This is a genomic window from Corynebacterium sp. HMSC077D03 (assembly GCF_001808545.1).
Classification (GTDB): Bacteria; Actinomycetota; Actinomycetes; order Mycobacteriales; family Mycobacteriaceae; genus Corynebacterium; species Corynebacterium simulans.
The window spans coordinates 148,757-166,351 of sequence record NZ_KV793686.1 but is presented as its reverse complement, the minus strand read 5'-3'; the positions used below and the strand labels follow the sequence as shown (position 1 = coordinate 166,351).

Genomic DNA, 17,595 nt, shown 5'->3' with positions numbered 1-17,595 from the left:
TCAAGTTGTTTGTGTGTGGGGCTTGGTTTCAACGTGCCTAGTTCGTCAATTAGCTTCGCGATTTCAGGGTTAGCAAGAAGCTTCTTCTCAATCGCGTCAATCTTGGCCTTATCAGCCGGGTCTCGTCGTGCCACAGTAGTCATTCTGGCTTATCTCCTTATGCGGGATGGAATCCCACACACAAACCATCAGACACTCTCAGCGGATGCCTAACTCAGAAATTAGGCAAATATCATGATGATTATCGAGCCAATAATCGCGCAAATAATGGCGTACCCGCTGGATAGCCATGAGAGTTTTGACTTCTTTTCGGGCGTCTTATCTTTCTGCCCGGCCACGATGAGGGGATCGTCAAAGCCTCCGAAACTATCGAATCCGATTTCAAGAATGGTTCCAATTAGTATGGCAGCGATTCCAATGCACAGCACAATCGAGCTGTGAATCGGTACGGCGGGGGTTGACCACCACATTGGAATAGAAAACAGTACACAGCACAGCAGGGCAAGTAATCCGAAGGTAGCGGCGCCGAGTACTGGCTTTTGGACTATCAGTCGCAGTACGAATGCTAAAGGCTTTTCAGCACACAGCAGTAGTACTCCTACAATCCCAAAGACTGCTATTGTCGCCCAATCGAGGGGATGCGACGTTCCTGAGGCAAGGCCGTAGACTCCTTGCAGGCACAAAACCACGCCTACGATTTGTAAAAAAGCAGGCCCTAAAAGTATTAAAATGCTTGGGCTTTTAACTTTTTTCACGTCGGCTGCGATCTGTTCTACGTAGTCTCGTGCAGGGCCGAAGGCTTCAAGTGCGCTTTCATTGGCCGAACGGCAGTGATCGTTTACTTCGCCTAACGTATCTCCGATGACGTCTCCTGGAATTTCTTCGAGACGTGCGGTGAGGATAAATTCTTCCGCCCAACGTGGATCGATGTCAGGCGCTAAGCTTTTTTCGGTTGCGTATTGTGTCATGCCGGCTTCTCCTTGTTGTGTGCAAAATGAGCTGTGACGATCTGTGAAAACTCGCGCCACTGCTGTGTTTGTTCGTCTAGTTGCGCTCTTCCCTGTTCGGTTAGTTCGTAATATTTCCGACCTGGTCCTGATTCCCCTGCGCGCCATTGTGGTGAAACCAATTCATCTCGCTCTAATCGCGCAAGTAGCGGATAAAGAGTGCCACCTTTAATGTCGCCAAACCCTGACTCCTTGAGTGACGCAGCTATCTCGTAGCCATAAGTCGCCTCTTTAGCTAAGACATGCATGACTGCGAGAGGTAGTACGGCTCGTAACCAGTGGCTTGGGAAAGATCTATGCATGGACACAACCTAGATTGTAAACCTACCTAGGTTGTGTCGCAACATAGAAAGTACGTGTGTTTCTTGCCGACAAGGCCTTGTCGAGTGTTTTTGTTCCGTCGGGCTATCGTGTTAACGACGGTTAAAAGTAGCCCACTGGTCACGGTGTCTCGTCTCAACGGCATCTAGGCCTGATGTTTTGCAGTTAAACTAGGATTTTTTAATGGGGGGCAAGGGGGTAATAATCCTTGGGAGATTTTGTTAGTGTGGCCGGGAAGAAATCTTCAGAAAGGTATGTTGACCTGCATTTGTGACCTGCACACGCTTGTGAAGTCTCAAGACTTTTCGTTTTACCTTTTAGAAAGTGCTTCCAAGGCCCCGCAGATGATTGCTGGAAGGGATAACGAATGCTGTACATGGTTCCGGGTGCGTTGGCCGGAGGGCTAGTCTATGCAATTCTCCTAGGGCTCAGCTGGGTCATCAACGTCATTTCTGCGCGGAGATATCGGCTCGGTGCGCATGGCCGATTCATTGTTTATTGTCTCATTGCTGTGGGTTTCATGCTCTTTTTGGTTGTGGCCGGAGGCGGAGGCAACTGGGCCACCCATATGCAGGCGAGTGGTTACATTTTGGCTGGCTGCATCTTGAGTGCCATAGACGGCAAGATTGTTCCAGGGGATGAGGAGGCCGAGTCATGAAAGACCCTTTCCGGTTGCGTGGGCCAATCTAGAGACCACCTAAGAGATCCCACTGCGCTGCTTGGGCGCAGAATTCCTCCTTGCTTAACGAGCCTGCGCCGGTAGGAATACAGCCGAGCAGTGGCACGCCGGTGACCTTGGGAAGCTCCGCGATGTTGAGGCGAGTGGCGAGGTCCGGCTCTTGTGGCAGCATGCCGCCAACCAGCCCTTTGACGCGAATGCCGCGGGCGCGGGCAGCTTCCACGGTGAGCTCAGCGGCGTTGAGGCTGCCTAACATCAAGCTAGTGACTATGAAAAGCTCGGCGCCGAGGTCACGGGCGACGTCGGCAAGCGTGAAGCTATCCGCGAGCCGAACCAGCAGGCCGCCCGCGCCCTCCACGAGTACGACGTCTGCATCGATGCTGCGAATCCACGCCAGCACCTCCTCTTTTTCGGCCTGCGCTAATCCCGCGCGCCGGGCAGAAAGGTTCGGCGCTAGAGGCTCCGGATAGTGCTTGAATTGCCGGGATTCCACGCCGGTAAGACGTGTGACCGTGGCGCAATCGCTCGTATCTCCTGTTTGCAGCGGTTTCGCCACCACCACATGCTTGCCCGCCGCTTGGTACTGCGCGGCCAGGGCCGCTGTGGCAATGGTCTTTCCCACATCCGTATTGGTTCCGGTGATGCAATAGATCATGCGACCTCCCCGGCGGCAACGACGGCGCGGCAAATGCGCGCTACTTCCTCATCGGTACAGATATATGGCGGCATTGTGTAGATGAGCCTGCCGAATGGGCGCAGCCATACGCCTTCTTCAAGGGCCGCCGCGGTGGTCGCTTCCATGTCCACGTCATGGGCCATTTCCAGTACGCCGATGGCGCCGCGCACGCGGGTGATGCCGGGGGCGTCGCTAAGCCCTGCGCGTAAACCTTGCTCAATGCGTGCGACGTCCGCGCGCCAGGTGCCTTCCGCAATCATGGCGGTGGACTCGGCTGCCACCGCGCAGGTCAGGGGATTGGCCATGAACGTCGGCCCATGCATCAATGCGCGTGGCTGCATCGTCTTCGCCACCTTTTGCGTGGCCAGGGTTGCTGCCAACGAGACAAACCCACCCGTTAGCGCCTTGCCCACGCACATGATGTCGGGCGTGATTCCTGCCGCCTGCGTCATGAAGAGCTCACCTGCGCGACCAAACCCGGTGGCGATTTCATCCGCGATGAGCAAGATTCCGTGCTTATCGCATAGCTCCCGCACGCCTGCGACTAGCTCTAGGTCGTGGAAGCGCATTCCGCCTGCGCCCTGCACGCCGGGTTCGATGATGACCGTGGCGACTTCTTCGGTGATAAAGGACTCGAACTTATGCAAGTATTCCGCCCGCTGCTTAGACGAGGCGCCTTCCGTGGGCGGAGCTGGGGCAAAGATCTGCTCGGCAAGGATGCCCTTCCACATAGAGTGCATGCCGCCTTCCGGATCACATACGCTCATCGCAGTGAAGGTATCGCCGTGATAGCCCGAGCGCCAGGTCAAAAGCTTGGTGCGGCCGGGTGGCGAACACTGCAGCGCCATCTTTACCGCCACTTCCACCGCGACGGATCCGGAATCGGAGTAGAAGACCTGCGCGTACTGGTGCTTGGTCAACTCCAGGAGGTTTGCGGTAAGCCGCGCCGCCGGTTCGTGAGTGAGCCCGCCGAACATGACGTGGCTGAACCTATCGATCTGATCCTTCGCCGCCGCCACCAGCCGCGGGTGCGAATGGCCGTGGCATGCCGCCCACCAGGAGCTCATGCCGTCGATGACGCGTTGGCCATTTGCGAGTTCTAAATAGGCACCATCGGTGCGCAATACCTGCAAGGCTGGCGCGCCGGGCGCGGCATAGGGGTGCCAGATATGGGTGGAGTCGATCGCAGCGACTTGAACACTGTTCAAAAAAGGCATGGAATTATCTCTACCACAGCAATAATCTCTTTTAAGACTGTAATTGAACAACGTTCAAGGCCGGGTGTAGCTCCCGCGCTGTTCTTTCTTTCCTTGGCTATCGGAACTTCTCTAGCAAGCAGTCAAGTATCTTGAAATCATGAGGAAATTCGTTGCTGTTTCGAGTGCTGTAGCTGTAGTTGCGTTGAGCGTTGCCGGTTGTTCATCGGAATCCGAAAGCGAATCTTCGAAGCCGGTCTTCCGTGCGACCGCCGAACAACAAACTGAGTCCACCGAGCAAACTGAGTCCACAGATACGACCCAGCAGCAAGCAGATCCGCAGCCGGTAGTGACCGAAACGGTAACTGCGGAAAATAAAGAGGATGAAGAGGAAAAGTGCGCGGACGGCGGCTCGGATTTGCAGAAGCGGTTCGCCAACGGCGCAAAGGGCGTCCTCAACACGGATAAAGATAATTTTAAGTTCCACTACACGGTCAGTGACGGCGCCTATGATCCGTGCGCGGAGCTTAGCTACGCCGTACTGGATGGTGCCTTAGGTGACGAAAACGGTCCTGCCGGAACGGGTGCATCAATCGCAGACGGAATCCTCATTTGGTCCGAGGGCGAATTGGTCGGCGGCCACGGTATTACCGCCGCTTCCGTGGAAGAAGTTTCCATGGTGGGAGACGATGAAATTGAGCTCACCGTGGGCCATCGCGGCCGTTCTACCGCAGAGGGAATTACCGAAACCGCACGCGTGCGCCTAGATGTTGAAGATGGTCAATTAGTCCCAGTTGGCGGAGACATTGAGCAGTACAAGTCCTTTACGGGCGGAAACGTGCAGCTGCGTCCCTAAAGTTTGTGGCCAACCCGCATTTGAAGCCGGAAAGACCCATAAACATCACACCGGCTTGCATTATTAACGCCTGCCACCAGAAGCCGGTGAGCGCGTATTCTCCTGTCATCCCGTGGTTCATGAGCAAGACGATGAAGAGCGTGAGCGCGGACAGTAATCCCGTCGTGGTTGCTGTCAGCGCGAAGGCTTCACCGATTTGTACCCGGAAAATGCTGTTCCTGGCAGCACCCGCCAAAGTTAGCGCCCCTGCGTCGTGAGCGATCCGCTTGCGCATTAACAGCGAAGTAGTAAACGCCGCCATCACGCTCGGCGCGATCGTCGGCCCGAGTACCACTACGAACACCTGCCACGGCGACATCGTAAACTCCTCCTCCATGCTCAACATGGCGCGGAGACCTGAGCCCACGGCGATGATGAGGCCGCCGAACAAGATCCACGGCATGATATGTGGTGCGGTGAAGTTGCTGCGTACGCGCACGTTCGCGCCAGCGATGCCGAGAGGTCGGGTCCACTGCATAAGCAGTGGCAACATCCATGGAACCAGGAATGCGAACAAGGGGATAAGGCCGAGGCAAGCGGACATTGTATCTATAGGATCTTCGATCAAGGTGCAGGCAAACAAGATCCCGGCACCAAGGATTAAAGCGAGCGCACACTTGGCAGCTGTCCACCGTGGCATCCCTGAACGGTAGATACGCCGCAATGACAAGAATCCACCGAGTACTGCGGCAAGTACGCACACCGCACTAGCAAGCACAACACCGCCCATCGTCACGGAGATACCGTCCACTCGAATGTTGTCGCGGTGGAAAGCATCGAGTGCGAAGTCCGTGAGAAATGTAGCGCAACAGGCGCCAGGAACCGCACCGCATGTAGAGACCGCCGCAATCTGACCCAGCACGAGTACAAAGATGAGCCAATTGGGCATGCCCACCATGCGCCAGCTGCGGTAGATGTGGATGTGCTCGTCGATGATGAGCTTCATCTGCGAGAAAATGACGAGAATATTGGAGCAGATAGCCAGCCCGAGGATGGTTCCGCCCAGAGAAGTTGTGTCATCACCGGTTGCGTTAATAAGCGCTACGGCGAGCGAGAATCCCATTCCGGAGATAAAACACGTCAGCGCCACCGCCAGCCAGGAAGGCCAATTGCTGTGTAGATCCTTAAGCCATACGGACATGGTGTTCCTCCAGCTTGTAGATGCGATCGGCCTTCGCGGCGGCCGCGTGCGAGTGGGTGACCATTACCACCGTGCTGGGTACGCGGACGAGATGATCCATGACCACGTCCGCCGTGTCGTCGTCCAACGCACCGGTGGGCTCGTCGGCGAAGATGAAGGGGGCGTCGGCAAGCAATGCTCGCGCCACCGCGACGCGTTGTTGCTGTCCGCCCGAAAGCTGTGCCGGTAAGCGCTTTTCCAGCCCGCCGATGCCCAAGCTCTCAAAGGTCTGGTGCAGCTTCGCCGGGCTGCATTTACGGCCGGAGAACTTCGCCGTAAGCTCCGCGTTCTGCTGGGCGTTAAGCGATTCCAGGAGGTTATAGTCTTGGAACACGAAAGCGCGGTGCTTGCGCCCCGGTGCATTGACCTTGCCGGTTGTAGGTTTGTCGAGGCCAGAAAGCAGGCCGAGGAGCGTTGACTTGCCGCTTCCGGAAGGGCCCATGATGGCCACGAACTCGCCCGGTTCAATGCGCAGCGAGAGGTGGTCTAGCACTAGATTCTTGCCGTATTTCTTCGTGAGATTTTTTGCGATGAGTGTCATGCTTTCGATTTCACGTTGAAAGGCGCAGTATTCCGATGGGGGAGACTCCCAGAAATTTAGGGGAGCTAGCTCCACTGCGTGTGTCCGAAGTGCGGATTAGGGTTGTACTCTATGGCAACTTTCAAATCCGTGGCGTGGAATCTAGTGCTAGCGCTGCTGTGTATTCCCGCTGCTGTGGTTTCCGTTGTCATGCTGCCGTGGATTCCGCTCGTTGCGTCCCTCATGGCCGTCATTACCCGCGGCGGCGCACGGTGGTTGGGCGTGAAGATTCGCTACCGCACCCCACATCGCTGGTTTGATTGGCAGCAGTTCTATCACCTTCTGATTCAGCTTTTGCTCTCGATTTTGAGCATGGCGTTGTGGCTGTTCGTGGGGGTTATGACGGTGGTATTCTTCATCGCTCCTTTCTTCACGGATAGGTTCAACATCGGTAGCCTCGTCATTGAAAATCGAGCCCTGGCTATCGTGGTGAGCTGGACGTTTGGCTGCCTGTGCTTGCTGGTCCTTATCTTTGGCGCGAAGTTTTTGACCTTTCTTTCCGTGAGCACCACTCGCCTGGCGTTGGAGAGCGATGCGCGAGCCACGCTTATCGACGCCTTCTCCGGCGAGCGCCGCCGCATCGAACGGGAGCTACACGACGGCCCGCAGCAGTACCTCACCGCGCTCAAGCTCAACCTAGCCGCGGCGAAAAGGGGAGACACCGCGGCTCTCGACGCCGCCGACCACAACGCCAGCCTTGCTCTCTCTGCCTTGCGCGACACGGTCCGTGGCATCGCACCGCAGGTCCTCTTCGATAATGGCCTGATTGCGGCTCTCGAAGAACTCCTCGTCCATTCCGGGCTGGAGACCACCCTCGAATGCAAAGGCGAAGAACGCTCCCTTGATGAAACCAGCGCCTTGTTGGCATATCACTGCGTGGCAGAGGGACTAACCAACGCCGTAAAGCACGGTGAGGCCACCGCAGCAACTGTGAAGCTGGACTACCGAGAAGGGATAAAGATTTCCATCACCGATAACGGGCACGGGTTAACCGCAGGCGAGGGAACCGGCATCGCCGGCCTGGAAGAGCGCGCCATAGCCCTGGGCGGAAGCGTGAAACTAGAAGACACTGATCAGGGCGCACGGTTAAGGATGAAACTGCCATGAAAATTTTGCTTGCTGAAGACTCCGCCCTGCTGCGTGCGGCAATCGAACAACTCCTGCGTTCCTTGGGCCATGAGGTCACCACGGTCGAAGATGCTGATCAATTGCGTGCTGCGGCAGAAGGATTCGACATCATTGTCACCGACGTCAGGATGCCGCCGCTTTTGCAGGACGACGGCCTGCGAGCAGTCAATGAGATTCGCAAACGTACGCCCGAGCAGCCCGTCGTGGTGTTGAGCCAATACGTCGCCGCCAGCTACCTGGACGGGCTCATCGAACACGGCGGATTCGGCTATCTTCTCAAGGAAAGAATCGCCGATGTGGATGAGTTCATCCATGCACTGGATACGGTCTCTGCAGGTGGCACCGTGGTAGATCCGGAAGTCGTGAGCACTTTGCTCTCCTCCCGGAAGATGGGCGTCGATAAGCTAACGCCCCGAGAACGCGAGGTACTAGCCTTGATGGCACAAGGCGCCAGCAATCGCGAGATCGAAGGCAAGCTCGTGCTCACTGCCGGTGCAGTAAGCAAGCACGTGGCGAATGTTTTCACGAAGCTCGGGTTCAGCCCCGAAGACGAAAACCGCCGCGTCAAGGCAGTCCTGGCATGGCTGCGCACCAAGCGAGAATGGAGATTGGAATGAAAAAGATTCTGGCGGCATCTGCAGCAGCAGCGCTTTTGGTTGGCGGCGGCACTGCTTTCGGCGCTGCTACGCTTGTGGAATCTCCGGAGCAAGCAGATTATTCCGTCGAGCGGTCCGCAGACGTCAGGGTCGAGATCATGGATCCCGAAGATGTCTTAAACCCCGATGACGAAGCACGCATGCGTCGTGACGTTGAGCGAATCCACTTCGCGGCTCCGGTCAAGCAGCTGAACTACCTTGTCTTCAAAAAGAACAAGGACGAGGTAGAAGATTCCGTCGAAGAGTATCTACGCGATAATCACCCAGACCTCATTGGCGATGACCATTTCACCGATGGCCAGCTCTTCGTTGGCGTGGGCCTCGATCCACGTCAGGCTTTCATCTTCGCGGGCAACGATGTGGGGAAGGACCTGTCCCTGGAACTAGAAGATGGTCATTTGGAAGACGCAATCGAAGAGATCAAACCGGGCGTGAAGGCAGGAAATATCCCGGCAGGTCTTTTCGCTGGCGCTGACTATGCTGCCGATGCAGACAAGGTCAGTGAGGAGCTTTATTCCGATGCTAAGGCTAACCGCGGTCTCGGTATTGGCTTTGGTGGTTTCGGCGCAGGTGCGGCTGCCGGAGGAATCGTGGCTGCGGTGGGCGCTACGCGGCGTCGGAAAGCGCAGCGTATTGCGACCGCCCGTGAGGATTGGAAATACGTTTCACGGGCTTATGGGGATATCGCTCAACGCTTGAATGCCATCGACGTGCGTGCGCACTCTTTGCAATCAGCGCTTGTCGACGCCCGGATGCGCGAGGAATGGGAGCAATTGCGCGACGAGTTCCTCAATCTCGACGATAAAGTTAGCCCTTTTGCCAGCCTGAACGAGCAGTCTTCCGACGAGGAATTCGAACAGGCGGCGAGTGGAATCGAGGAAGCGAAATCCATTTGTGACCGCGTAGATACCGCAGAACACAACATCGACCGTCTGTATGCCGTCGAGCATGCTGACGTTAACGCGCGCCGCAAGGAACTCTATGAGCTACGCAAGGACCTGATTGAGGCGCGCACGGAATCCACGGGCGGGGTCGCGGAAGAAGCATCCCGACTGATTGCCGTTTCCGAGGAGATCGATGCGGCCGCGCCTGAATTTATGGATCGTTACCTCGAGCTAGTGGAGCGCGCAGCCACGCTCTTTGGGCAGATCCAAACGCAGTTACAAAAGGAAAACGAAGCGGATGAAATGGCGGCGCGCCCGCGTATTGACGAGTCTTCCTTCTATCCGGGAGTGGGTTATCACGGATTCGTACCCTTTATGGCGATCAGCTCATGGAACAGCGCTTCCGTAGCTTCTTCACCCAACGTGAGCAGCAACTTTAGCTCGGGGTTCTCCGGCGCTGGTGGTGCCTCGAGTTTCTGACACTTTGAGTATTGTCCGAACGTACACACCCGGCTACCCTATCTTGAATAAAATCCGTGAGCAGGGTCTATTCTGTGGGGCATGCGTCGAATTACCACCTTCCTCACGGCTTCTTTTCTAGCCGCTACCGTGTCCATCGCACCTGCTCAAGCTGCCACTTTTGAGACCTCAGTGCCAGAGAGCTATGGCATCAACGATCCGAGCTGCGTTTCTGATGTTGAGCCAGTGGTTCTCATTCATGGCACCAGCGATAATTCCTCGGCCTGGACGGATCTGATTCCGCGGCTGCAGGAGCAAAACATGTGCGTGTGGGCATTCGACTACGGCGCGGACGATGTCACGTTGCAGAATGCTATCCCGGCCATGAAGGCGATTGGGGATCTTGATGCTTCTGCTCGCGAGATTGCAGAGCAAATCGAGTATGTTCGGTCCGCTACTGGCTCTGACAAGGTCAACCTCGTGGGCCATTCCCAGGGCGGGCTGCACACCAAGACTTTCACGCAGCTCTACGGTTCCCCAGAGGAGGTCTCCCGTGTTGTCGCAATCGGTGGCAACTATCACGGCACTACGCTGAGCGGTATGGGACCTGCGTTGAGTGATATTGCCAAGGTTATGCCGAAGCTGGCTGCCTTCTTGGGCACTACGGCCGGCATTCAGCAGCTGCAGGGCTCGGACTTTATTGAGAAAATGAACAAACTGCCCGATACCGCGCCGGGGGTTAAGTACACCTCGATCTATAGCCCGGCGGATACCACCGTCACGCCGAACGAAACCTCGAAGCTTACTGCGGTACCAGGCGCCGACGTTGAAAACGTCAGCTTGGGCGACGTCTGTGAGGCCCCAGCAGCGCATCCAGATCTGCCGCACGATTCTTGCGCGCTCGATCAGGTTATGTGGGGTCTTACCCGCTAATGATTCATGGGGCACTCGCTTGTCGACGTCGTGGCAAACAAATGCGCTACCTGCTGCGAGTGGTTCGGGTCCTATGCCCCGCGATGAGCAGGCCATCATGTGCGCTGCACGCGGACGAGTACTTTCTGCCCTCCTAGAAGGAAGAAAGCTGCGAAACCTGGGACTGTGCCTGGGAGAAGAGATCCTGGATGATCTTGTTGATGTCCGGAATGCGGAAGACCTGCGGGCCAACCGGCACATCAACCGTAGGCTGACCCGGAACCACACCAACCGAAATCACGTTTGCTGAGGCAGGTGCTGGTTTTGGAGCTGGGGCTGGTTTTGGAGCTGGAGCCGGGGCCGGGGCCGGAGCGCCACCATTTAGACCACAACGCGCGATTGCCTCATCCGCGCGCGCGATGGCATCGCGGATTTCGCCACCACGCGGGTGGAAATTAGCAGCGGCGAGCGCCTGGGACTTCTTGGAGTTGTAGTCGGAAGCGTTGGTGTAATAGCGGCTTGCCTGATCGCAGGAGATCTGGCCCGCAGGAACCTTCGCGAGGTAGTCATCCACCATGTCGGCGGAGGCGGCTGGGGTGGCAAGGGAAACGGTGATTGCGGTGGCTGCAGTCAACAGTGCGGACTTACGTACTTTGCTCATGCAGGCCATTGTGCCATGAAAGTGCAGTAAGTGGAAGGTTTACTCGGCCAAGGACAGCATCTTCAACATATCGCTCTGTGCTGCTCATGACCGCAATCTAACAATGCTTCTCGCGTAGTGCAGGGGTTTTCAGAAGCGGTGCGAGTTCAACGTGAGGTTCGGCCAAATCTACCCATGCGTACTCGGCAATCTCCGCTGCAATGTTTGGGATGACAGGGGATGGATAGCTGAAGACATCTGCAATGACCTCATGATTTTCCTCGTTGGCGGCGGCTGCGCGGAAGGTGCCGCGTGGGCTAAGTAGGGCACCATCAAGCGTGACGCCAATTTCCTCTCCTACCTCGCGCACTGCAGCTTGGAGGGGCGTTTCGTCGGGGTCTGGTTTACCACCCGGAAACTGAAACGCGGTGGTGTTTTTCTTTCGCACGCAAAGGACATGGCCTTCTGAGTTGTGGAAAATGACAGCGCTTACGTGAATTTCTTGTGTTGGCATGGAGACGAGCTTATCAGGACATGAAGTAACCCCCTTCCAATATGTAGTACATGTGCTATCTGCTTTAGTGAGGATTGAACCGAAGGGAGTGTAATGACTCGAGTAATTGAAATCGACGGCCTGGCTTTCTCCTATGGTGCGAAGAAAGTTCTGGGCGGAGTGGACTTGCATGTTGACCCCGGCGAGGTGGTGTGCTTGCTTGGCCCAAACGGTGTGGGAAAGACCACGCTGCTGGAAAACATTGTGGGCACATTGACTCCAACTGCTGGCAGGGTTCGTGTTTTCGGGCAGGACCCTCGCAGGGTAAAGGCCGGGTTCTGGTCTCGTGTGGGTTTGGTTCAGCAGAATTGGTCCGACCACCCCAAGTGGCGCGTTAAAGACCAGTTGGCATGGGTTGCGGGCATCCATGAAACCCACTCACCGGCAGCAATGGGGGTTGAGCAGGCGCTTGAGTTGGTGTCTTTAGGGGATAAGGAAAATCAGAAGATTTCGAGCCTGTCCGGTGGCGAGCGGCGTCGCCTAGATTTTGCGGCAGCGCTCATCGGTGGGCCTGAGTTGTTACTCCTAGATGAGCCCACGACGGGGCTCGATCCGGTCTCGAAGACACAAATGCACGACGTGATTATGGACCACGTGGATCGTTCCACCACGGTCCTTATGACCACCCATGACCTTGCAGAAGCAGAAAAGCTCGCCAGCAGAATCATCATCTTGGGTGAGGGAAAAGTCCTAGCAAACGGCAGCCCTATGCAGCTGCGGTCAGCGCATTTGGGAACTGCGGAGGTCTCGTGGGTTGCAGATGGGGTGCGCAACGTTCATTCCACGGAAACGCCAGAGAAGTTTCTGCAGGGGCTGCCACTCGATTCCATCTCTGAATTAACCGTGACGCGTCCGACGCTAGAGGATGCCTACCTTTCCATCGTGAAAAAGAATGGGGAACAGTAATGAAAATCTTCAAAGCAGCCCTCCGCCAGGCGGCAAGTGACATTCGGCCGCAGCTTGTAGGCGTCGGAGCGTTCATGGTGTTCGCGCCCGTTCTGTTTATCGTGGTGATGGTTCGCCAAAGCTCGCAGGAGATGATTGAGCAAACTTCGACTTCGTCGGTAATTCTCGCCGGTTTGGTCGGCAGCTTTTCGACGTTCGTGATAATGCAGATTGCTGCCGAGTTCTATAGCGACAGATTAGGCGGCGCCTTAGTGCGCGCGCGAATGTTGCCTAATGGCTCGTGGGTGTGGGCAATCGGCAAGACAATCTCTTGTGTAAGCGTCGTATTCATCATGCAGGCAGTACTGCTCTTTGCCGCACTTTTTATCTTGCCGAACCTAGAAATTTCATGGGGTCGTATTGTTCCCATGCTGGGCATCGCTTTGCTCTCGAATCTAGCCGCAGCACCTTTAGGGCTGGTGCTTGGTGCGTTCATGCGTGGGACATATTCACAGCTTGTCGGTTATGCCATCGTCATAGCGCTGTTTTCTACCAGCGGCAGCTTTATCTCCTTGGCTGACGTTCCTCGCTGGATACAGATTCCGCAGCTCATCCTGCCCTTCTACTGGTCCGGACACCTATCGCGGCGGATCTCGGATAATCCTGCGCAGTGGGAGTACGGCGGAGAATTCACACCTGTGCTAGCTGTGGGGGTTCTTCTTACTTGGATCATCGTTGGATTTATAGTTGTTATTGCCTTGCTACGCTATAGCTTCCGCAAAGAGACTTTTGGCTCCCTCGCCAATATCCAATCCAAGACTCGGGCCCAAATCGGAATTTAGAAATGACTGAAGACATAGTTCACAACCGCATCGCTGTGATGCGTACTGACCGGCGAATCAGCCGACGTGAACTCGCCGAGGCCCTAGGCATTCACTATCAGACGATTGGTTACCTAGAGCGCGGCGAGTCTGCACCGTCGTTGCATCTTGCTTTGCGTATTGCGCAGTATTTTGGAGTGCCGGTGGAATCCGTTTTTTCCTTGGATGAATTCTCGCCGTTGTCTTAGCGGTTTGCCACCTTATTTACTTGCTTTTCCATGAGCTGGCGGAGTGCTTGTTCATCGTGCGAGCTGACGCTGACGACGGCGCCGTCGACAAGCGCGTGCGCCACGAATTCGCTCTCCCCGGGCTCGCCGACTAGTGGATTCCCGGCGCTTTCGATGGTTACCTTTGCGGCCTGCAGGTTTTCGGCGCCTTCGATTTGCATGTCGAGCGGTGTAGTGGAGTAATCGCTGACGATTCCGCTGACGTCATTGGAAAAGGAAGCGCACTCCGCGAGGTCAGCGGGGAAGGGGAGCGTCTCTGGGTTCGTGCTGAGAGAGACCGTGGCATTTACGTCCCCGGCGCTGAAATCGGCGGCGGAGAATGTATCCGGATTCTTGTAAATCTTGGCGATGAAATCCATCGCTGAGGTGGCAAGCGGTGCGCATTGCTCGGGGGTCGTGGTCTTTTCGGAGTCGCTGGAGACGAGGTCCTCGGTGAGAGCTTGGTCTTCGGTGCTCATTAGCTCGTTGATGTTTGAATACTCGTATCCTTCTGGCGCATCTTCTGCAGCGAGAATGTGATCGTGGGCGGAAACTGGCGGCTTTGGTGCTGCGGGTTCTTGCTGGGAGCAACCAGAAAGAAGTGCGGCGATAAGAATAAAAGAGATCTTTTTCATGCAAAAATTATAAATGGAATTTTTGTTTTAAGTAGAGATCCAAATATTCACTGTAATCAAGGCAACAAGCACGATGATTCCACCAATGAGGTTTGTTCGCAGCGGTTCTTGTTCAACCTCGCTCCACCGGCCGCGGAAGATGAAACCCATCGGGGCGAAGGTGAGCACGCCGAAATCGGAAATGCCGACGAGGATTTTTTCGCCGATACTCAGCGATACGTCACTGACAGCAACATAAAGTAGCTGCAGCGCGCACATCGCTGCGGCACCAATGAGCCACGGCCAGAATGCCATTGCCCACTGGGCTTTGCGATCATCGCCGGCAAAGCGCTTGATGTAGGGCGCAAAGTGCCAAGCGGTGGCGAACATGCCTGCCACACCCACCGCGCACATGACTAATTGCACCCATGCGGGCCAACCGAGTGCATCCACAACCGTTGCTGTGTCACCAGCGCCAGCGGGCGTGATGACGAAATAACACACGCCTTCCATGATGGAAGCAAAGCTGAACCAGATCCACACCAGGCGTCTCGGTTGTAGCAGCGAGCAGATGATACCGCTGAGCAGGCTAAAGATAGGCCCCGCGGCAGCAATCAAAGCGGTGTGCGGGTCATGGTTGTGACTAGCTCTTTATCTCCTCCTTTAAAGCAACGGCCTGCTCATGGGCCCGGCGACGCCTACTTGCGATGGCCTGCGCGAAAGTCTGCGCCCAGTTCTTCTCAGCGATGGGCCCGGTAGGCTCGGTGGATTTCCACGTCCCATCTTCGAAGAGCCAGAAGATATCCCCAGTGTATGGGTCCATGATGTAGAACGCTGTGCCATCCGTCTTGATGTTGTGGTGGTGTTGGCACAAGCAAGCAAGGTTTGCGGGGGTTGTTGGGCCACCGTCGGCGAAGTTGATGCGGTGGTCCGTCTGGCACTTATGGGCCGGATGGTTGCAGCCCGGGTAGCGGCAGGTGCCGTCGCGGCCCTCAACATACTTTCGAATGTTCGCCGGAGTGATGTAGTTCTTGCTTTCGGCGTATGGGTCGACCTCGTGGACCTCCGAAGGGGAAACGGGAGTACGGGACCAACCGTGGCCTTGGATGAAGGTTGGCGCGCCGGGGATGTCAGTTGCTTGGTAGGTGTGCAGGATGACCTTTGGTTGGGCCTCGCCGAGGATGAGGCGCGTCATGGCCTGGGCGAGTGGAATCCGCTCGGCCTCGGCGAAGGCGCGTACCGCCTGGTCGACGCTCGCGATGGTTTCTGGATCTGCTTCCAGCGTTACGGAGAATGGGTCGGTGCTGTATCGACCACGGCGGCGCGTATCTTGCAGGGCAATCGTGTCATCTTCGGTGCTAATGAGCTCATTGAGTTTGCGCTTGATATTTGCTTGCGTGGGCGGGACTTGGTTCGCACGCTTTGGAGTGAGGTACTTGGTGATGCCTGCGTCGATGCGTGCAAGGGCGCCGGCAAGTGGCTCCCCAAGCTTGTCTAAGGACTCGTTGATGGCGATAAGCCGATCTAAATCTAGGTGGAGGTAGCGCTCTTGGAGAGCATGTAGTTCTGGCATGGATTCGAGGCGATCTAAAGCCATGAAAATTTTGGATATGCGCGTAGGGCTAACGCCGGTGGCAGAAAACATTCTCTGCACCGCGAGCTCAATTTCGTTATCGAATTCCGGCAGATGCTCGCGCCAGAAGCGCAGCTCTGCATGCCGGATTTGTGCGGCGGCTTGGGCTATTTCGTCTTCGGGGTTGGTGTGAGAGTGGTAGGGCACTTTCATAGCAAGAGGTTCCTCACTGCTAAAGTGTTTCGAACTAACTTACGAATAACACTTTAAAACATGCCCCGGACACGGCTTGCCGACGCCGACTTTTCCCAGGTAGTGCCTTACTTTTCGGAAGAAAGGAACCGCGTTACAAGTGAGTCATAAGCGCGCACTGTAAGCTCCAAATCCTCGAGATAAAGGTGCTCGTCGTGGCTGTGTAGCTGGGAGTTGGCGCTCGCCATATCGCGGGCTTCGGCATGCATGGCAAAGCCATAGGCGTTGCCGCCCATACGGCGCGCGAAACGCAGATCGGAACCACCCGTGGCATGGACTGGAACCACATCTTTATCGGGGAAGAACTCTTTGGAGGTTGCCTCAATCGCGTGCCAGAGCTTCGTATCGGTGGAAGATTGCGTGGCGTCTTCCGTAATCAGGTGCTCGATTTCTACCTCGTCAGCAAGATCTCCTAGTGCCTCGCGCAGGAAGTCATCGAGCTCATCCTGGGTCTGGCCTGGGAAGGGGCGGATATCCATCTCCAGGTAGGCGTGGGAAGGCAGCACGTTGATTGCGCCGCCAGCACGCAGGACGGTCTCGGCGATGGTGGTGTGGCTAAACGCGTGAGCGTAGGCGGCAAGATCGCCGAACTTCGAGTAATCGCCGGTACCTGCAATTAGTGCCGCCTCTGTTTCTGGATCGAACTTGAAGGTCTTGACGAATCCCTCCCAGAGCTCATTCGAAGCAACCGGCGGTTCAGCAGCGGCGATGCGGCGTGCGACCTCGCCGATTTTCAAAATTGCAAAGTCCTTGCCATAGGGCGTGGATCCGTGGCCGGCGTCGCCATGCACGTGGATGCGGCGCTGGCCGGCGCCCTTTTCGCCCACATTAAAGCCCACCGCGTCGGGTAGGTGGCTGCCGCCGGTCTCGGACAGGCAGTTCTTCCACGAAAACGCATCCGGGTGCTGCTCCGACATGAACTTCACGCCGAGCCCGCCGCGGGCTTCTTCGTCGGCCATGCCTACGAATGCAAGGGTGCCGCCCGGGTTGCCCTCCTGGGCAATCTTGCGGGTGACCGCCGCCATGGAGGCGGTGATAAAGAGCATGTCGACGGCGCCGCGGCCGTAGAGCTTGCCGTCTTCAATGAGGGCGTCGAAAGGCGGCTTAGTCCACTTTGGCTCGTCAACGGGAACCACATCCGTGTGTCCCATGAGGGTAAGCGGCTCCTTTTCTGGATCGCCTGGGACGGTGACAACGATGCTTACTCGCGAGGGGTGGGATTCATAACGCGCGATGGAGACGTCGGTGCCTGCAAAGAACTTCTCCAAGGTGTCGGCGTTGCGCACCTCGTTGCCGGAGTCCGGCGTGAGGTCATTGACGCAGGCATTGCGGATGAGTTCTTGCAGTAGTTCCAGGGTGTCGTCGTAAAGCGTCATGCGTTTGAGGGTAGTCGGTGCGATAAAATTGGGTGCTTTTAG

The 17,595-nt window shown here is 56.4% G+C and carries 20 protein-coding genes; 8 read left to right on the top strand and 12 right to left on the bottom strand.

The window, feature by feature from the left end:
• Positions 1-221 precede the first annotated feature (221 nt).
• The 4 genes from HMPREF2888_RS04600 to HMPREF2888_RS04585 all read right to left on the bottom strand — a co-directional run bounded on the left by HMPREF2888_RS04600 (position 222) and on the right by HMPREF2888_RS04585 (position 3,900).
• Complete coding sequence (locus HMPREF2888_RS04600; RefSeq protein ID WP_061925661.1) at positions 222-968, bottom strand: hypothetical protein; 747 nt, start codon at positions 966-968, stop codon at positions 222-224.
• On the bottom strand, positions 965-1,309 hold the full coding sequence (locus HMPREF2888_RS12420) for a PadR family transcriptional regulator (protein WP_082778677.1): 345 nt from the start codon (positions 1,307-1,309) through the stop codon (positions 965-967). Before HMPREF2888_RS12420 ends, HMPREF2888_RS04600 begins: the two co-directional genes overlap by 4 nt.
• A gap of 705 nt (positions 1,310-2,014) precedes the next feature.
• Entirely contained in the window at positions 2,015-2,662 is a 648-nt protein-coding gene (gene bioD, locus HMPREF2888_RS04590; protein ID WP_070518368.1) for a dethiobiotin synthase, read from the bottom strand.
• Positions 2,659-3,900: an adenosylmethionine--8-amino-7-oxononanoate transaminase gene (locus HMPREF2888_RS04585; protein WP_070518367.1), complete on the bottom strand. Its 1,242-nt coding sequence runs from the start codon at positions 3,898-3,900 to the stop codon at positions 2,659-2,661. The genes bioD and HMPREF2888_RS04585 overlap by 4 nt, the downstream gene beginning before the upstream one ends.
• 139 nt (positions 3,901-4,039) lie before the next feature.
• Here HMPREF2888_RS04585 and HMPREF2888_RS04580 point away from each other — a divergent pair, with 139 nt between their 5' ends.
• Positions 4,040-4,735, top strand: coding sequence for a hypothetical protein (locus tag HMPREF2888_RS04580; RefSeq protein WP_070518365.1), 696 nt, complete (start codon positions 4,040-4,042; stop codon positions 4,733-4,735).
• Here the strand turns inward: HMPREF2888_RS04580 and HMPREF2888_RS04575 are convergent.
• Together HMPREF2888_RS04575 and HMPREF2888_RS04570 are read right to left on the bottom strand one after the other, a co-directional pair.
• Positions 4,704-5,915, bottom strand: coding sequence for an FtsX-like permease family protein (locus tag HMPREF2888_RS04575; protein WP_070518362.1), 1,212 nt, complete (start codon positions 5,913-5,915; stop codon positions 4,704-4,706). The genes HMPREF2888_RS04580 and HMPREF2888_RS04575 overlap by 32 nt on opposite strands.
• Entirely contained in the window at positions 5,899-6,495 is a 597-nt protein-coding gene (locus HMPREF2888_RS04570; protein WP_005530582.1) for an ATP-binding cassette domain-containing protein, read from the bottom strand. Before HMPREF2888_RS04570 ends, HMPREF2888_RS04575 begins: the two co-directional genes overlap by 17 nt.
• Before the next feature lie 111 nt (positions 6,496-6,606).
• On the opposite strand from HMPREF2888_RS04570, the gene HMPREF2888_RS04565 reads away from it, so the two are divergent.
• From HMPREF2888_RS04565 to HMPREF2888_RS04550, 4 genes are all read left to right on the top strand, one after another.
• Positions 6,607-7,641, top strand: coding sequence for a sensor histidine kinase (locus tag HMPREF2888_RS04565; protein WP_070420213.1), 1,035 nt, complete (start codon positions 6,607-6,609; stop codon positions 7,639-7,641).
• Positions 7,638-8,279 carry a response regulator transcription factor gene (locus HMPREF2888_RS04560; protein WP_070420212.1) on the top strand — a complete coding sequence of 214 codons (642 nt, stop codon included), beginning with the start codon at positions 7,638-7,640 and terminating at the stop codon, positions 8,277-8,279. The genes HMPREF2888_RS04565 and HMPREF2888_RS04560 overlap by 4 nt, the downstream gene beginning before the upstream one ends.
• The gene (locus HMPREF2888_RS04555) at positions 8,276-9,682 is read left to right on the top strand and encodes a DUF5129 domain-containing protein (protein WP_168163251.1); all 1,407 of its coding nucleotides are present in this window, start codon (positions 8,276-8,278) and stop codon (positions 9,680-9,682) included. The genes HMPREF2888_RS04560 and HMPREF2888_RS04555 overlap by 4 nt, the downstream gene beginning before the upstream one ends.
• Before the next feature lie 81 nt (positions 9,683-9,763).
• Positions 9,764-10,594, top strand: a complete 831-nt coding sequence (locus tag HMPREF2888_RS04550) for an alpha/beta hydrolase (protein ID WP_061925679.1) — start codon at positions 9,764-9,766, stop codon at positions 10,592-10,594.
• Between the two features lie 133 nt (positions 10,595-10,727).
• Here HMPREF2888_RS04550 and HMPREF2888_RS04545 read toward each other — a convergent pair whose 3' ends face one another.
• Together HMPREF2888_RS04545 and HMPREF2888_RS04540 are read right to left on the bottom strand one after the other, a co-directional pair.
• Positions 10,728-11,243 (bottom strand): hypothetical protein, encoded by a 516-nt coding sequence (locus HMPREF2888_RS04545; RefSeq protein WP_070518358.1) that lies wholly within the window; start codon positions 11,241-11,243, stop codon positions 10,728-10,730.
• Between the two features lie 88 nt (positions 11,244-11,331).
• The gene (locus HMPREF2888_RS04540) at positions 11,332-11,727 is read right to left on the bottom strand and encodes an NUDIX hydrolase (protein WP_049151471.1); all 396 of its coding nucleotides are present in this window, start codon (positions 11,725-11,727) and stop codon (positions 11,332-11,334) included.
• 93 nt (positions 11,728-11,820) lie between these two features.
• Here HMPREF2888_RS04540 and HMPREF2888_RS04535 point away from each other — a divergent pair, with 93 nt between their 5' ends.
• The 3 genes from HMPREF2888_RS04535 to HMPREF2888_RS04525 are packed head-to-tail and all read left to right on the top strand — an operon-like array spanning position 11,821 to position 13,720.
• The gene (locus tag HMPREF2888_RS04535) at positions 11,821-12,672 is read left to right on the top strand and encodes an ABC transporter ATP-binding protein (RefSeq protein ID WP_070518356.1); all 852 of its coding nucleotides are present in this window, start codon (positions 11,821-11,823) and stop codon (positions 12,670-12,672) included.
• Positions 12,672-13,493, top strand: a complete 822-nt coding sequence (locus HMPREF2888_RS04530; RefSeq protein ID WP_070518354.1) for an ABC transporter permease — start codon at positions 12,672-12,674, stop codon at positions 13,491-13,493. The genes HMPREF2888_RS04535 and HMPREF2888_RS04530 overlap by 1 nt, the downstream gene beginning before the upstream one ends.
• Positions 13,494-13,495: 2 nt before the next feature.
• The gene (locus HMPREF2888_RS04525) at positions 13,496-13,720 is read left to right on the top strand and encodes a helix-turn-helix transcriptional regulator (protein WP_049151474.1); all 225 of its coding nucleotides are present in this window, start codon (positions 13,496-13,498) and stop codon (positions 13,718-13,720) included.
• Here the strand turns inward: HMPREF2888_RS04525 and HMPREF2888_RS04520 are convergent.
• The 4 genes from HMPREF2888_RS04520 to HMPREF2888_RS04505 form a co-directional block, all read right to left on the bottom strand.
• The gene (locus tag HMPREF2888_RS04520) at positions 13,717-14,373 is read right to left on the bottom strand and encodes a YdgH/BhsA/McbA family protein (RefSeq protein ID WP_049151475.1); all 657 of its coding nucleotides are present in this window, start codon (positions 14,371-14,373) and stop codon (positions 13,717-13,719) included. The genes HMPREF2888_RS04525 and HMPREF2888_RS04520 overlap by 4 nt on opposite strands.
• A gap of 27 nt (positions 14,374-14,400) precedes the next feature.
• Positions 14,401-14,856 carry a hypothetical protein gene (locus tag HMPREF2888_RS04515; RefSeq protein ID WP_141744823.1) on the bottom strand — a complete coding sequence of 152 codons (456 nt, stop codon included), beginning with the start codon at positions 14,854-14,856 and terminating at the stop codon, positions 14,401-14,403.
• Between the two features lie 139 nt (positions 14,857-14,995).
• Complete coding sequence (locus HMPREF2888_RS04510; RefSeq protein WP_070518351.1) at positions 14,996-16,138, bottom strand: HNH endonuclease signature motif containing protein; 1,143 nt, start codon at positions 16,136-16,138, stop codon at positions 14,996-14,998.
• 107 nt (positions 16,139-16,245) lie between these two features.
• Complete coding sequence (locus HMPREF2888_RS04505) at positions 16,246-17,553, bottom strand: M20/M25/M40 family metallo-hydrolase (RefSeq protein ID WP_070518350.1); 1,308 nt, start codon at positions 17,551-17,553, stop codon at positions 16,246-16,248.
• Positions 17,554-17,595 lie beyond the last annotated feature (42 nt).

Coding starts and splice junctions, on each gene's coding strand:
- HMPREF2888_RS04600 (WP_061925661.1), bottom strand. CDS start 968: ATGACACAATACGCAACCGAAAAAAGCTTAGCGCCTGACATCGATCCA.
- HMPREF2888_RS12420 (WP_082778677.1), bottom strand. CDS start 1,309: ATGCATAGATCTTTCCCAAGCCACTGGTTACGAGCCGTACTACCTCTC.
- bioD (WP_070518368.1), bottom strand. CDS start 2,662: ATGATCTATTGCATCACCGGAACCAATACGGATGTGGGAAAGACCATT.
- HMPREF2888_RS04585 (WP_070518367.1), bottom strand. CDS start 3,900: ATGCCTTTTTTGAACAGTGTTCAAGTCGCTGCGATCGACTCCACCCAT.
- HMPREF2888_RS04580 (WP_070518365.1), top strand. CDS start 4,040: ATGAGGAAATTCGTTGCTGTTTCGAGTGCTGTAGCTGTAGTTGCGTTG.
- HMPREF2888_RS04575 (WP_070518362.1), bottom strand. CDS start 5,915: ATGTCCGTATGGCTTAAGGATCTACACAGCAATTGGCCTTCCTGGCTG.
- HMPREF2888_RS04570 (WP_005530582.1), bottom strand. CDS start 6,495: ATGACACTCATCGCAAAAAATCTCACGAAGAAATACGGCAAGAATCTA.
- HMPREF2888_RS04565 (WP_070420213.1), top strand. CDS start 6,607: ATGGCAACTTTCAAATCCGTGGCGTGGAATCTAGTGCTAGCGCTGCTG.
- HMPREF2888_RS04560 (WP_070420212.1), top strand. CDS start 7,638: ATGAAAATTTTGCTTGCTGAAGACTCCGCCCTGCTGCGTGCGGCAATC.
- HMPREF2888_RS04555 (WP_168163251.1), top strand. CDS start 8,276: ATGAAAAAGATTCTGGCGGCATCTGCAGCAGCAGCGCTTTTGGTTGGC.
- HMPREF2888_RS04550 (WP_061925679.1), top strand. CDS start 9,764: ATGCGTCGAATTACCACCTTCCTCACGGCTTCTTTTCTAGCCGCTACC.
- HMPREF2888_RS04545 (WP_070518358.1), bottom strand. CDS start 11,243: ATGGCCTGCATGAGCAAAGTACGTAAGTCCGCACTGTTGACTGCAGCC.
- HMPREF2888_RS04540 (WP_049151471.1), bottom strand. CDS start 11,727: ATGCCAACACAAGAAATTCACGTAAGCGCTGTCATTTTCCACAACTCA.
- HMPREF2888_RS04535 (WP_070518356.1), top strand. CDS start 11,821: ATGACTCGAGTAATTGAAATCGACGGCCTGGCTTTCTCCTATGGTGCG.
- HMPREF2888_RS04530 (WP_070518354.1), top strand. CDS start 12,672: ATGAAAATCTTCAAAGCAGCCCTCCGCCAGGCGGCAAGTGACATTCGG.
- HMPREF2888_RS04525 (WP_049151474.1), top strand. CDS start 13,496: ATGACTGAAGACATAGTTCACAACCGCATCGCTGTGATGCGTACTGAC.
- HMPREF2888_RS04520 (WP_049151475.1), bottom strand. CDS start 14,373: ATGAAAAAGATCTCTTTTATTCTTATCGCCGCACTTCTTTCTGGTTGC.
- HMPREF2888_RS04510 (WP_070518351.1), bottom strand. CDS start 16,138: ATGAAAGTGCCCTACCACTCTCACACCAACCCCGAAGACGAAATAGCC.
- HMPREF2888_RS04505 (WP_070518350.1), bottom strand. CDS start 17,553: ATGACGCTTTACGACGACACCCTGGAACTACTGCAAGAACTCATCCGC.